Source organism: Rhizobium sp. Root1334, assembly GCF_001426665.1.
Lineage (GTDB): Bacteria > Pseudomonadota > Alphaproteobacteria > Rhizobiales > Rhizobiaceae > Pararhizobium.
In genome coordinates this window covers 248627-262621 of sequence record NZ_LMEY01000001.1, presented here as the reverse complement: position 1 = coordinate 262621, position 13995 = coordinate 248627, and the positions used below count along the sequence as shown (strand labels likewise).

At 60.6% G+C, this 13995-nt stretch carries 11 protein-coding genes; all 11 read left to right on the top strand.

Features of this window, described 5'->3' with window-relative positions; translation table 11 throughout:
* Positions 1–70 precede the first annotated feature (70 nt).
* Complete coding sequence (locus ASD36_RS01215) at positions 71–757, top strand: response regulator transcription factor (RefSeq protein ID WP_060503651.1); 687 nt, start codon at positions 71–73, stop codon at positions 755–757.
* 100 nt (positions 758–857) lie between these two features.
* Entirely contained in the window at positions 858–2246 is a 1389-nt protein-coding gene (locus ASD36_RS01210; RefSeq protein ID WP_060503820.1) for an ATP-binding protein, read from the top strand.
* 193 nt (positions 2247–2439) lie between these two features.
* Positions 2440–2886: a hypothetical protein gene (locus ASD36_RS01205; RefSeq protein WP_060503650.1), complete on the top strand. Its 447-nt coding sequence runs from the start codon at positions 2440–2442 to the stop codon at positions 2884–2886.
* 106 nt (positions 2887–2992) lie between these two features.
* The gene (gene ccmI, locus ASD36_RS01200) at positions 2993–4138 is read left to right on the top strand and encodes a c-type cytochrome biogenesis protein CcmI (RefSeq protein WP_060503649.1); all 1146 of its coding nucleotides are present in this window, start codon (positions 2993–2995) and stop codon (positions 4136–4138) included.
* Positions 4135–4587, top strand: coding sequence for a cytochrome c maturation protein CcmE (gene ccmE / locus ASD36_RS01195; RefSeq protein WP_060503648.1), 453 nt, complete (start codon positions 4135–4137; stop codon positions 4585–4587). The genes ccmI and ccmE overlap by 4 nt, the downstream gene beginning before the upstream one ends.
* Entirely contained in the window at positions 4584–6572 is a 1989-nt protein-coding gene (locus ASD36_RS01190) for a heme lyase CcmF/NrfE family subunit (RefSeq protein ID WP_060503647.1), read from the top strand. Before ccmE ends, ASD36_RS01190 begins: the two co-directional genes overlap by 4 nt.
* Positions 6569–7024: a cytochrome c-type biogenesis protein gene (locus tag ASD36_RS01185; protein ID WP_060503646.1), complete on the top strand. Its 456-nt coding sequence runs from the start codon at positions 6569–6571 to the stop codon at positions 7022–7024. Before ASD36_RS01190 ends, ASD36_RS01185 begins: the two co-directional genes overlap by 4 nt.
* Positions 7025–7163: 139 nt before the next feature.
* Positions 7164–8729 (top strand): Do family serine endopeptidase, encoded by a 1566-nt coding sequence (locus ASD36_RS01180; RefSeq protein ID WP_060641705.1) that lies wholly within the window; start codon positions 7164–7166, stop codon positions 8727–8729.
* Positions 8730–8884: 155 nt separating this feature from the next.
* Positions 8885–9586: a response regulator transcription factor gene (locus ASD36_RS01175; protein WP_060503644.1), complete on the top strand. Its 702-nt coding sequence runs from the start codon at positions 8885–8887 to the stop codon at positions 9584–9586.
* On the top strand, positions 9583–10992 hold the full coding sequence (locus tag ASD36_RS01170) for an ATP-binding protein (protein ID WP_060503643.1): 1410 nt from the start codon (positions 9583–9585) through the stop codon (positions 10990–10992). Before ASD36_RS01175 ends, ASD36_RS01170 begins: the two co-directional genes overlap by 4 nt.
* 45 nt (positions 10993–11037) lie before the next feature.
* Positions 11038–13992 carry a bifunctional [glutamine synthetase] adenylyltransferase/[glutamine synthetase]-adenylyl-L-tyrosine phosphorylase gene (locus ASD36_RS01165; RefSeq protein ID WP_060503642.1) on the top strand — a complete coding sequence of 985 codons (2955 nt, stop codon included), beginning with the start codon at positions 11038–11040 and terminating at the stop codon, positions 13990–13992.
* Positions 13993–13995 lie beyond the last annotated feature (3 nt).

Below are 13995 nucleotides of genomic sequence, written 5' to 3'. Positions count from 1 at the left end.
TAAGTCTGGTGTTGCGACGCGACGGCAAATCTCCAGGAGATGCTGGCGCGCAAGGGAAGAAAGTCTGTTCATGCGCATTCTGGTGGTCGAAGACGACGTCAACCTCAACCGTCAATTGACGGACATGTTGAAGGAAGCCGGATATGTCGTCGATCAGGCTTTCGACGGCGAAGAAGGCCACTACCTCGGCGAGGGCGAGCCCTATGACGCCGTCATCCTTGATATCGGTTTGCCGGAAATGGACGGCATCACCGTGCTGGAAAAATGGCGCGGTGCCGGAAAAGCGATGCCGGTGCTGATTCTCACCGCGCGTGACCGCTGGAGCGACAAGGTCGCGGGCATCGATGCCGGCGCCGACGATTATGTCACCAAGCCATTCCATGTTGAAGAAGTGTTGGCCCGTATCCGCGCGCTGATCCGGCGTGCGGCCGGACATGCAAGCTCGGAGATCGTTTGCGGCCCGGTGCGGCTTGACACCAAGGGTTCCAAAGCGATGGTCAACGGCGTGGCGCTGAAATTGACCTCGCATGAATTCCGGCTGTTGTCTTATCTGATGCACCACATGGGGCAGGTGGTGTCGCGCACGGAACTGGTCGAGCACATGTACGACCAGGACTTTGACCGCGATTCCAACACGATCGAGGTTTTCGTCGGCCGCCTGCGCAAGAAGATCGGCAACGACTTGATCGAAACCGTGCGTGGCCTTGGTTATCGCATGCAGGCTCCCGGCATGGCCAGCAAGGAAGTGAAGTCCTGAGCGGGATCACTATGATCAACTGGAAGGACAGGGCGGTTGCGCACCAAGGCAAGGGCCTAACGCCATTGTCCCGCCAAACCATCCGGCGGCACCCATGATGCTGCGCCCGCAATCGCTGACCGCACGCGTTCTTCTGGTTTCCACGATCTGGGCGGTGGCGGCGCTGGTGGTGATCGGCGTGGTGATCTCGACACTCTATCGGCAAGGGTCTGAGCGCGGCTTTCAAGATCTCTTGCGTGCGCAGCTCTACAACGTCATCAATTCGATCGTCGTCAACGACAAGTCGGTGCTGGCCGGCAGTCCGCAACTGGGCGACCTGCGCTTTTCCCAGCCACAGACGGGCTGGTACTGGATCGTAGAACCGATTGGGGAATTCAACACCCCGCCGCTGATTTCGACCTCGCTCGGATCAGGCAAGCTGCCGATTGCCAGTGTCGATGAGGTTCCCTTCGATATTCGCTACGAGCGTTTTTACACCACTGTTGATTCCTTCAACAATGAAGTCGAAGTGGCGGAGACCGAAGTCGTTCTGGATATTCAGGGGCACACCGCCCGGTTCCGGGTTGCGGGCAACCGCGATGTCCTTGAAGCCGACATCGACGATTTCAATCGTAATCTCTATCTGGCGCTGGCGATCTTCGGCTTTGGTGGTCTTGGCATGAACGCGCTGGCCATTCTTTTCGGGCTCCGGCCGCTCGACCAGGCGCGGCGGTCGCTGGAAAAGATCCGAGGCGGGGAAAGCGAGCGGCTGGACGGCGAATTTCCACGCGAAATCCAACCTTTGGCGAGCGAAGTTAATGCCCTGATCGACAGCAACCGGCGCATCATCGAGCGCGCCAGGATGCAGGTCGGCAACCTCGCGCATTCGTTGAAGACGCCGCTTGCCGTCTTGATCAATGAGGCGCGGGTGCTGGAGCCGCCGCACGGCGATCTCGTCAAGGCGCAGGCGGATGCGATGCAGATGCAGGTGCAGTCCTATCTCAACCGGGCGCGGATCGCGGCGCAACGGGAATCGGTTCTGGCCCGCACCGAGGTGGAGCCGGTTCTCGAGCGGCTGGTTCGCGTCATGCGCCGCCTGCATCCGGAAAAGACCTTTCTGCTGACTGTCTCGCCCCCCGGCCTGATTCTGGCGATGGAACAGCAGGATGTCGAGGAAACGGTGGGGAACCTTCTCGACAACGCTGCGCGCTATGCAGCCGATCAGGTTCGCGTCGTGGCACAGATCGCGCCCGAGGGCGTGCAGGGCAAGGACCCGGGGCGGCGCACCTGGATCGCCATAGAGGTTGATGATGACGGTCCCGGCCTGGAGCCGGAGCAGATCACCGTTGCCATCAAACGCGGCAGGCGGCTGGATGAAAGCAAGCCCGGGACCGGGCTGGGTCTGTCGATCGTCAGCGAAATCGCCGGCGAATATCAGGGTACGCTTGGATTATCACGCGGTGAACGTGGCGGGCTGAAGGCACTGATCGTGCTGCCGGCTGTGTCATGATGGAACGTGTCTTGAGCCGTTGCGTGACTTTTTTGACAGAGTTGCAGGCAAAATTCCGCAATGCAGCAGCTTTGATCGCTGTGATGTTGCCTGCTCATGCGGGGAATGTAAAAAAGATAATGAGCCATGAATCGGCCTTAAGCCGAGCCATGATTTGCCGATGCACCGGAAACCGTAAGAGCTGTCCGATACGATGAAGAACCAGGCCCGTTTCCCGACCATCCTCTCCGCTTCGCCGGCTGCGTGCCTGATCGCCTCGTCGTTGCTGATCGCCGGCTGCGGTACGGCCTCGCGCGAGGGCGGTAAGCTGGGTGGCATTACCTCGAACACATCGGCTTCCTATATCGCGGCGCTTGGTGGCGGTGTGATCGGGCATCAAGCCGGACTTTCGATCAGCAAGGCAGACCGTCAGCGGGCGCTGGAGGCCGAATACCGCGCCCTGGAAGCATCCCGTGGCGGACAGCCGGTGGTCTGGCAGGGATCGGGTATCAGCGGCTCGGTCGTTGCCGCCGCACCGTATCAGGTCGGCTCGCAGAACTGCCGCCAATACAGCCATACGGTAACGGTCAAAGGGCAGGACAGTGTCGCGCGTGGTGCCGCCTGCCGCAATGCCGACGGCACGTGGACGCCGTTGGGCTGATCCAGCCCATTCGATAGTTTCCATAGTTGCGGCGAAACGCCTCAAATTTCCGTCATCTCCGGTTTTCCGATTGGAATGGCAGGCTTCGCATAGTAATTGAGCGAACATGCTGTTCTGGATCCTAGTTGCCACTTTGACGGCGGCCGTTGCCGCTGTTCTGCTGCTTCCGCTGCTGCGCGCCGCCGCCAGCGCCGAGGCCCCCCAATCCCATGATGTCGAGGTCTATCGCGATCAGCTGGACGAGCTGAAACGCGACGAGAAAAACGGTTTGATTTCCGGCGACGAAGCGAATTTCGCTCGCGCCGAGGTCGCCCGCCGTTTGTTGGCTGCAACCGATGCCGTGAAAGCCGCTGCGCCGGCTCAACCGGTAAGGCGCAGCAACCGGCTGGCGCAGCTTGCCGTTATCGTGATCCTGCCTGCCATCGGGCTCTGTCTTTACTTGCGGACCGGCAATCCGGATGTGCCGGATGCGCCGCTGGCCGCGCGTTTGGCAAATCCCGGCGACGATATGAACATCCTGATCGCGCGGGCCGAACAGCAACTGGTCAGCAATCCTGAAGATGGTGCCGGATGGGATGTTCTGGCGCCGATCTATTATCGCAGTGGCCGGCTGGAGCAGGCAGCAACGGCGTTTCGCAATGCGCTGCGAATCCTCGGGGCGACACCGGCGCGCCTGGGCGGTTACGCCGAAAGCTTGATCGCGCTTTCCGGCGGGCTGGTGACCAACGAGGCCCGCGATGCGCTGCAGAAATTGCTGGCGATCGAGCCCACGGACCCGCGAGCGCAGTTCTATCTGGCTCTTGCCTTGAAGCAGGAAGGCAAAGGGACGGAGGCGCTGGCGGCGTTCGAGCAGATCGTCCGTACCTCACCGGCCGGCGCTCCATGGTTGCCGCTGATCAACGAGCATATCGCCGATCTCAAGGTCCCGGCTGCAGGACAGCAGGCCGGCACCCCGCTGGGCAATCCCACAAGCGAGGATATCACTGCGGCCAACGATATGAGTACCGGTGATCGCACGGCGATGATCGAAGGTATGGTCGGTAGCCTTGCGGAAAAGCTGAAGACAGACCCGAAGAATTTCGAGGGCTGGATGCGGATCATCCGATCCTATGCCGTGCTTGGCCAGAAGGACAAGGCAGGCGACGCCCTGAAACAGAGCCTAGCGGTTTTTCCGGCCGACGGCGACGAGGGCAAGCAATTGCTGGTGCTGGCAGGCGAGCTTGGGCTGAAGGCAGACGGAGGCGTGGAATGACCCGCAAACAGAAGCGCCTTGTGATCATTGGCGGCGGTGTGACGTTCATCGCCGCCGCCGTTCTGCTGGTGATGGTCGCGTTCAGCCAGGCAATCGCCTATTTCTATGTTCCTGGCGATCTCGCCAAGGCCGAACTGGCCCCAGGTACGCGTATCCGGCTCGGTGGCCTGGTGGAAAATGGCTCGCTCAAGCGCGGTGAAGGCATGACCATCACGTTCAGCGTCACCGATACGCTCGACAAGGTGCCGGTGACCTATACGGGAATTCTGCCCGATCTGTTTCGCGAAGGCCAAGGCGTCGTCGCCGAGGGTAGTTTCAAGGAGGGGAGTCCGGTTTTCGTTGCAGATACCGTGCTTGCCAAGCATGATGAAACCTACATGCCCAAGGACGTGGCGGACCGGTTGAAGGCGCAGGGCGTCAATCTTGGCGGCAAGGAAAATATCCAATGATCATCGAGCTTGGTCACTATGCGCTGGTTCTGGCGCTTGCCACATCGCTCCTGCAGGCGGTATTGCCGATCATCGGCGCGCTGCGCAACGATCACGCGCTGATGGAAATCGGGACGGTGGCGGCCAAGGCGACATTCCTGCTGATGGCGCTGTCATTCGGTATTCTCACCTACGCTCATGTGACATCCGATTTCTCCGTCCAGAACGTCTGGGAGAATTCGCATTCGCAGATCCCGCTGATCTACAAATTTTCCGGTGTCTGGGGCAATCACGAAGGCTCGATGCTGTTGTGGGTGCTGATCCTCACCTTTTTCTCGGCGCTGGTCGCTGTGTTCGGCAACAATCTGCCGGAGACCCTGAAAGCCAATGTGCTGGCCGTCCAGGCCTGGATCGCGGTATCGTTCTCGCTTTTCATCCTCTTGACGTCCAATCCTTTCAACCGGTTGCTGAATGCGCCGGGTGAAGGGCAGGACCTCAATCCGGTGCTGCAGGATGTCGGCCTGGCCATCCATCCGCCGCTGCTTTATCTCGGTTATGTCGGCTTTTCCGTCTGCTTCTCCTTTGCGATCGCCGCACTGATCGAAGGTCGTATCGATGCGGCCTGGGCCCGCTGGGTGCGGCCGTGGACGCTGGCCGCCTGGACCTGTCTGACGGCTGGTATCTCGATGGGGTCTTACTGGGCCTATTACGAACTCGGCTGGGGCGGCTGGTGGTTCTGGGATCCGGTCGAGAATGCGTCCTTCATTCCGTGGCTAGCCGGGACGGCGCTGTTGCATTCGGCACTTGTGATGGAAAAGCGCGAAGCGCTGAAGATCTGGACGGTGCTTCTGGCGATCATGACCTTCTCGATGTCGCTGCTCGGCACCTTCCTCGTCCGCTCCGGTGTACTGACATCGGTTCACGCCTTTGCCACCGACCCGACGCGCGGCGTCTTCATCCTGATCATCCTCATCCTGTTCATCGGCGGCGCCCTGTCGCTGTTTGCCTTCCGCGCCGCACACCTCAAAGCGGGCGGGCTGTTTGCGCCGATTTCGCGTGAGGGCGCGCTGGTTCTCAACAATCTGATCCTGACGACGGCGGCGGCGACCGTATTGATCGGCACGCTTTATCCGCTGGCGCTGGAAGCAGTGACCGGGGCGAAGATTTCCGTTGGACCTCCCTTCTTCAACATGACCTTCGGACTGCTCATGCTGCCGCTGATGCTGGCGGTACCGTTCGGCCCGCTGTTGGCCTGGAAACGCGGCGATCTGCTCGGCGCCGGGCAGCGCCTGTTTGCCGCGGTGGCATTCGGCCTGGTTGTCGGAAGTATCATCTACTACATGCAAAATGGCGGCCCGATCATGGCGTTGTTCGGTCTCGCGCTTGGGGCCTACATGATTGCCGGTTCACTGACGGAGCTTTATCTGCGTTCCGGTCTTGGCAAGGTGACGGGATCTGTGGCGCTGCGCCGTCTGTCCGGTCTGCCGCGTTCGGTTTTCGGTACGGCGCTGGCCCATATCGGGCTTGGCGTGACATTGATCGGCATTGTCGCGGTCACGGCATTCGAGACGGAGCACATTGTCGAGATGAAGCCGGGCATGACCACGGATGCGGGCGGCTATACGCTGCGCTTTGATGGTTTGCGCAATGGCAACGGTCCAAATTATAGCGAAGAATCCGGGCATTTCACCATCAGCCAAGGCGGGATCGAGGTGGCCGAGGTCTGGTCGTCAAAGCGGTTTTATACAGCAAGGCAAATGCCAACCACAGAGGCCGGTATCCGGACGTTCGGGTTGAGCCAGCTCTACGTTTCGCTCGGAGATGACATCAAGGACGGCGGCGTCGTGATCAGGATCTGGTGGAAGCCGATGATCCTCTGCATCTGGCTGGGCACGGTGTTCATGATGGCTGGCGGTGCGGTTTCGCTCAGCGACAGGCGGCTGCGGGTGGGCGCCCCGGCTCGCGCCAAGAAGCAGAAGAAACCTGTTCTGGAGCCTGCGCGATGATCAGCCGGTTGCTCGTCATCGCTTTCCTCATGGTCTCGTCGTGGCCGGCCTTTGCCGTCAATCCCGACGAGGTGCTGTCGGATCCGGCGCTGGAAGCGCGGGCGCGTACGCTGTCGGCGCAATTGCGCTGCATGGTCTGTCAGAACCAGTCCATCGACGATTCCAATGCCGAGCTTGCCAAGGATCTGCGCCTTTTGGTGCGCGAGCGGATCACCAATGGCGACAGTGACGACGCGGTCATTGCCTATGTCGTTTCGCGTTACGGCGAATTCGTGCTGCTCAATCCGCGCTTCGAGACAAAGACGCTGATTCTCTGGGGCGCGCCGGTCATCCTGTTGCTGGCCGGTGTGGCGGCAATGCTTCTCGCCGCGCGGCGCAGGACCGGCAAGGTGACGGGAACGGCACTCTCTGCCGATGAGCAGGCGCGTCTGGATGCTGTCCTGAAGGATTGATTTCCTTTTAGGCCCATTCCCCAACATTACCAAAAGTTCATTTTCCGGACACAAGTCAGTAAGGTGCGCTCGGCTATTCCTTTTTCATCGGCTGTTCCTCCAGGCAGCCAAATGTCAATGAAAAGAAAAGGCAAACCGGATGTTTCAGACAAATGCACTGCGTCCCTCCCTCAAGACCATCTTGAAGACCTCGACCGTTGCCGGTTTGGCAGCCGTCATGCTGTCGACCGGCATCCCCGCTACCATCACCTCGTCCTTTGCCGCCGCCGTCAAGATCGAGGCGCCGCAGGTTCCAAGTTTTGCTGACGTCGTTGATGCGGTTTCTCCGGCAGTGGTGTCGGTGCGCGTCCAGTCGCGTGCCAATCCTGTTTCCGATGACGCTGGTAGCGGCAACGGCTTCAGCTTCGATTTCGGCGGCCGTGGGCTGGACGAACTCCCGGACGACCACCCGCTGAAGCGCTTCTTCAAGGAGTTCGGCGGCCCGAACGGCGACAAGCGTGCTGATCGCGACCATGGACCGCGCGACGGTAAGCCGGGCCGCTTGCGCCCGACATCGCAAGGTTCGGGCTTCTTTATTTCCGAGGACGGTTATCTCGTCACCAACAATCACGTCGTTTCCGACGGCTCGGCCTTTACAGTCATCCTGAACGACGGCACGGAACTGGATGCCAAGCTGATCGGCAAGGACAGCCGCACCGACCTCGCCGTGCTGAAGGTCGATGACAAGCGCAAGTTTGCCTATGTCGGCTTTGCCGACGACAGCAAGGTTCGGGTTGGTGACTGGGTCGTTGCTGTCGGCAACCCGTTCGGACTTGGTGGTACCGTGACCGCCGGCATCATTTCTGCACGTGGCCGTGATATCGGATCCGGCCCCTATGACGACTACCTTCAGGTCGATGCGGCAGTGAACCGCGGTAACTCCGGTGGTCCGACCTTCAATCTCAACGGCGAAGTCGTCGGGATTAACACCGCAATCTTCTCGCCATCGGGCGGCAATGTCGGTATCGCTTTCGCCATTCCGGCCTCCGTTGCCAAGGATGTCGTCAATGATCTGATGAAGGATGGCGAAGTATCGCGCGGTTGGCTCGGTGTACAGATCCAGCCAGTCGACAAGGACGTGGCTGAATCGCTCGGCCTTGCCGAGGCAAGCGGTGCGCTCGTTGTCGAGCCGCAGGCTGGTTCTCCGGGCGAAAAGGCCGGTATCAAGAAGGGTGATGTGATCACTGCGGTCAACGGCGACACCATCAAGGGGCCGCGCGAACTGGCCCGCAAGATCGCCCTGATGCGTCCCGGTACAAGCGTCGATGTTGCCCTGTGGCGTGATGGCAAGGCCGAGAGCGTCAAGCTCGAAGTCGGAACCCTGCCTGCAGATACCAAGGATGCTGCTACCAGCACCGAGCAGCAGCAGGAAGACCAGCAGCCCTCAAGCGAAAAGGCATTGGCGGATCTCGGTGTGACCGTGACGCCTTCCGAGGACGGCAAGGGCGTAACGATCTCTTCGGTTGATCCTGACTCCGACGCCAGTGATCGCGGCCTGAAGGAAGSCCAGAAGATCGTTTCGGTCAACAACCAGGAGGTCAAGTCTGCTGACGACATCCTCAAGGTGATCGAGGCCGCCAAGAAGGACGGACGCACAAAGGCGCTGTTCCAGATCGAGGCCGACAACGCAAGCCGCTTCGTGGCGCTTCCCATCAGCCAGGGCTGACGAGGGCTGACGCAGCTCCAGCTGCCGGGCGCCGCGGACCTTTACCCAGGTTTCGCGGCGTCTGGCGTTTCGGGACATGGCTGACCTGCGCAACCGGGCAGGCGGGTGTGGTTTCCCCATGGCAAACCGGTTGTGGAAGAGACGGGTCAGGTACTATGGTCACGCGTATGAAGATTCTGATTATCGAAGATGACCTCGAAGCGGCCGCCTATCTGGCCAAGGCCTTCCGCGAGGCTGGCATCGTGTCTGACCATGCCAGCGACGGCGAGAGCGGCTTGTTCATGGCGAGCGAGAACAGCTACGATGTGCTGGTCATCGACCGGATGCTGCCGCGCCGCGATGGGCTGTCGGTGATCTCGGAATTGCGCCGCAAGGGCGTCCACACTCCGGTCCTCATCCTGTCGGCGCTTGGCCAGGTCGATGACCGGGTGACGGGGTTGCGTGCCGGCGGCGACGATTATCTGCCCAAGCCTTACGCCTTCAACGAGCTTCTGGCACGGGTCGAGGTGCTCGGCCGCCGTAAAGGCGCTCCCGAACAGGATATGGTCTATCGGGTCGGCGATCTGGAGCTGGACCGGCTGTCGCATACGGTGCGCCGGCAGGGCCGGGAGCTTCTATTGCAACCACGCGAATTCCGGCTGCTGGAATATCTGATGAAGAATGCGGGGCAGGTGGTGACGCGCACCATGCTTCTGGAAAATGTCTGGGACTATCATTTTGATCCGCAGACCAATGTTATCGACGTGCATGTGTCGCGGCTGCGCGCCAAGATCGAAAAGGATTTCGATCAGCCATTGCTGCGCACCGTGCGCGGGGCAGGCTACATGATCAAGGAAGACGGACGCACGGACGCATGAACAGGCTGAACGTCCTCTTCCGCAGCACCGCCGTTCGCCTGTCAGCGCTTTATCTTCTGCTCTTTTCGCTCTGCGCCGCTTTTCTGGTCTTCTACGTCACCGCCATGTCGCAACGGCTGTTGGAACAGCAGACAAGGGATGCGGTGACGGCGGAAGTTTCGCAGATCGAGCAGATTTATAGCCGCGGCGGCGTCAACGGATTGCTGCGGACCCTGGAGCGGCGGGCGCGTCAACCTGGTGCCAATCTCTATGTCATCGCCGGGCCGACTGGCGAAATCCTCGCGGGTAATGTCGCCTCGCTGCAACCCGGCCTTCTGGACAAGGAAGGATGGACGGGCGAAGCATTCCGCTATCAGCGCTATACCGACGAAAGCCGCAAGGAAGACCATGTGGCACTGGCGCATGTGCTTGTGCTCGATAATGGCCTGCGCATTCTCGTTGGCCGCGATTTGCAGGAACCCGAAAAGTTTCGGGTGCTAGTGCGGCAGGCTCTTGTGGTGGCGCTTGGCATCATGGGCATCGGCGCGTTGATCATCTGGTTTGCGATCGGCCGCAACGCGCTGAAGCGGATCGACCGGATGTCGGACGCAAGCACGCGGATCATGGCGGGTGACCTCTCGCAACGATTGCCGATGAGCGGATCCGGCGACGAGTTCGACCGGCTGTCGGAATCGCTCAATGCCATGCTCGGGCGGATCGAAAAGCTGAACGAGGGTCTGCGGCAGGTCTCTGACAACATCGCCCATGACTTGAAAACGCCGCTGACGCGCCTGCGCAACAAGGCCGAGGCAGCATTGGCGCACAAAGCAACCAATTCCGGCTATCGGGCATCCCTGGAAGAGATCATCGGCGAATCCGATCAGCTGATCCGGACGTTCAATGCGTTGCTGATGATCTCCCGGGTCGAGGCCGGGGCCGCGGCTGCGGAGATGAGTGATGTCAATCTTTCACAAAGCGTCGCCGACTGTGTCGAGCTTTATGAACCGGTGGCGGACGAACAGGCGCTGAAGCTTGAAGCCGACGTGCCTGACGATATTCACATTTCCGGCAATCGCGAACTGATCGGCCAAGCGCTCGGCAACCTGATCGACAATGCCATCAAATATTCCGACGGCGCTGCAAATCCGCTGATCAAGGTCAGCCTCTTCAGACGGGATGGTTCGATCGTCCTATCGGTGGCGGATCACGGCCCCGGAGTACCCGCCAATAAACGGGACGACGTCGTGGAGCGTTTCGTGCGGCTCGACGAAAGCCGCAGCAAACCGGGAACGGGCCTCGGCTTGTCGCTGGTCGAGGCGGTGATGGAGATGCATCAGGGGTCTCTCGAACTGAGTGATACGGTTCCGGACGTTGAAAACAATCGTGGTTTGACTGCCAGCATGGTTTTCCCATTGCGCTCCGCCTGATACGCATAGGGCAGCCGAAATCGGGAGCGGCTGGGAGAGACCAATATGCAGACGGATATGCGGCGGCTATCGGATATCGGCACATGTGCGCTGCGGCCGATGAGCCAGACGGATGCGAAGTCCGTGCTTTCAAGCCTCAAGGATATTGCAAAGAGCCATCCGCAGATTGCCGATCTTCTGGCTGCGGAAACACCACTCAAGGATTTCATCGTCGCGGCGCTGTCGCTCTCGCCTTATCTGCGGGACACGGCTGTTTCGCATCCGCAGGTGCTTGTGCAGGCGCTTGCCGGGCCTTTGATCCCCTATCTGGAAACGTGCATCCAGACGGCGCGGGATGCCTGGAAAGGTGCCGACGCCGGAAAATCCGTGCCGGATGCCGAGATCATGACGCGTTTGCGGCAGGCCAAGCGGGATATTGCCTTTGCGATTGCCCTTGCCGACCTTTCGCGCCTTTTCGATGCCCGTGAGACCACGCGCTGGCTGAGCGATTTTGCCGGTGCTTCGGTATCGGCCACCATCGATCATCTGCTTTTGAGCGCCCATGACGCAGGCAAGCTGAATGTCGTCGATACCGCGCATCCGAGTGACCGGTCGGGTGTGGTCGTGCTTGGCATGGGAAAGCTCGGCGCTTTCGAGCTGAATTATTCGTCAGATATCGACCTCGTGGTCTTTTATGAGCCGCAGGCGCCGCTGATCACGTCCCGCGACGACGCGCCGGAGACATTCGCCCGTTTGCTGCGCCGCCTGATCCGCATCCTGCAGGAACGCACTGGCGACGGCTATGTATTCCGCACCGACCTGCGCCTGCGTCCTGATCCCGGTGCGACGCCGCTTGCTATCCCGGTCGAGGCGGCGATGCTCTATTATGAAAGCCGGGGCCAAAACTGGGAGAGGGCGGCCTTCATTAAGGCGCGGCCGGTGGCCGGCGACCTCAAGGCAGGGGATGCCTTCCTGCGGGAACTGACGCCGTTCATGTTCCGCAAATATCTCGACTATGCGGCGATTGCCGACATCCATTCGATCAAGCGGCAGATTCATGCCCATAAGGGGCATGGCGAGATCGCCGTCAAAGGCCATAATATCAAGCTTGGCCGCGGCGGCATCCGGGAAATTGAATTCTTCGTCCAGACGCAGCAATTGATCGCCGGCGGCCGCATGCAGGAACTGCGGCTGCGCGCCACCGAGCCGATGCTGCACGGCTTGGCACGGGCCAACTGGATCGATGGGGAAACCGCCGAGGAGCTGATTTCCGCCTACTGGTTCCTGCGCGATGTCGAGCACCGGGTGCAGATGGTGCGCGATGAGCAGACGCATGTTTTGCCAACCACCGATGCCGAACTGAAACGCATCGCCTACATGATGGGCTTTGCCGATGTCCCGGCGTTTTCGGCCGAACTGTCGCGAACACTCAAGACGGTGGAGCGTCGTTATGCGCAACTGTTCGAGCAGGAAGCCAAGCTCTCAACCGAAACCGGAAATCTGGTCTTTACCGGGCAGAGAGATGACCCGGATACGCTGGAGACACTGAAAAAGCTTGGTTTCGACCGGCCGCAGGACATTTCCCGCACCATCCGGACCTGGCATTACGGGCGCTATCGGGCGACGCAATCGGTGGAGGCGCGCGAGCGGCTAACCGAGCTGACGCCGGAGCTTTTGCGTGTGTTCGGGCAGAACAAGCGTGCCGATGACGCCCTGTTGCGCTTCGACCAGTTTATTGCCGGGCTGCCGGCCGGTATCCAGCTGTTTTCGCTGCTTGGCAACAATCCCGGGCTTCTGTCGCTGATTGTCAATATCATGTCCTCAGCGCCACGGCTGGCCGATATCATCGCCAGCAAGCCGCATGTGTTCGATGGCATGCTCGATCCCCGGCTTCTCGCCGAACTGCCGACGCGGGATTATCTGGCCGAGCGGATCAAGGGCTTTCTGGCAACCGCTCGGCACTATGAGGAGATCCTCGACCGTTTGCGGATCATTGCCTCCGAGCAACGGTTCCTGATCGGTATCCGGCTGCTGACCGGCGTCATCACCGGTGTCCAGGCGGGGCATGCGTTTACCGATCTGGCCGACCTGATCCTGACCGCCGCACTGGACGCCGTCTTACGTGAGGTGGAAGCGGCGCATGGCAAATTCCCCGGCGGCCGCGTCGCTGTTATCGGCATGGGCAAGCTCGGCAGCCATGAGCTGACGGCCGGGTCGGATGTCGATATCATCCTGCTTTACGATTACGATGACGCTGCGGGTGAATCCGATGGCGCCAAGCCGCTCGATTCTGTCCGCTATTTCACCCGCATCACGCAGCGACTGATCTCGGCGCTGTCCGCTCCCACCGCCGAAGGCGTGCTCTACGAGGTCGACATGCGGCTGCGCCCTTCCGGCAACAAGGGGCCTGTCGCCACCCGCATCAACGCTTTTGCAAAGTACCAGCGCGAGGAAGCCTGGACGTGGGAGCACATGGCGCTGACACGGGCGCGGGCGCTGTGTGGCGAGGAAAGCCTGATCGCCGACGTCGGCGGGATTTTCAAGGAAGTGCTCGGTCAAAGCCGGGATCTGGCAAAGGTGACTGCCGATGTCGCCGAGATGCGGGGGTTGATCGACAAGGAAAAGCCGCCAAGCGATGTCTGGGATTTCAAGCTCATTCCCGGCGGACTGGTCGATATCGAGTTCATCGCCCAATATCTTGCGCTGATCGCTCCGGCGCGTGGCGTCGCACCGCCGTCGAGCGGCACATCAACGGCCGATGTCCTGGCGCTGCTTGGCCCGGCTTTGATTGCACCTGCCGATCTCGATACCGTGCAGGAGGCGCTGGCGCTGTTCACGGATCTTTCCCAGATCGTGCGCCTGTGCATCGAAGGTGATCTGGAACTGAAGGATGCGCCGGCCGGGCTGATCGAGCTTTTATGCCGGGCAGGGGATGCGCCGGATATCAAGGTGCTGGAAGCTGATATCCGGCGCCTTTCGAAGGCGGTGCGCCGGATATTTCAAACAACCGTCAAGCCCTGAAAG

Coding starts and splice junctions, on each gene's coding strand:
- ASD36_RS01215 (WP_060503651.1), top strand. CDS start 71: ATGCGCATTCTGGTGGTCGAAGACGACGTCAACCTCAACCGTCAATTG.
- ASD36_RS01205 (WP_060503650.1), top strand. CDS start 2,440: ATGAAGAACCAGGCCCGTTTCCCGACCATCCTCTCCGCTTCGCCGGCT.
- ccmI (WP_060503649.1), top strand. CDS start 2,993: ATGCTGTTCTGGATCCTAGTTGCCACTTTGACGGCGGCCGTTGCCGCT.
- ccmE (WP_060503648.1), top strand. CDS start 4,135: ATGACCCGCAAACAGAAGCGCCTTGTGATCATTGGCGGCGGTGTGACG.
- ASD36_RS01190 (WP_060503647.1), top strand. CDS start 4,584: ATGATCATCGAGCTTGGTCACTATGCGCTGGTTCTGGCGCTTGCCACA.
- ASD36_RS01185 (WP_060503646.1), top strand. CDS start 6,569: ATGATCAGCCGGTTGCTCGTCATCGCTTTCCTCATGGTCTCGTCGTGG.
- ASD36_RS01175 (WP_060503644.1), top strand. CDS start 8,885: ATGGTCACGCGTATGAAGATTCTGATTATCGAAGATGACCTCGAAGCG.
- ASD36_RS01170 (WP_060503643.1), top strand. CDS start 9,583: ATGAACAGGCTGAACGTCCTCTTCCGCAGCACCGCCGTTCGCCTGTCA.
- ASD36_RS01165 (WP_060503642.1), top strand. CDS start 11,038: ATGCAGACGGATATGCGGCGGCTATCGGATATCGGCACATGTGCGCTG.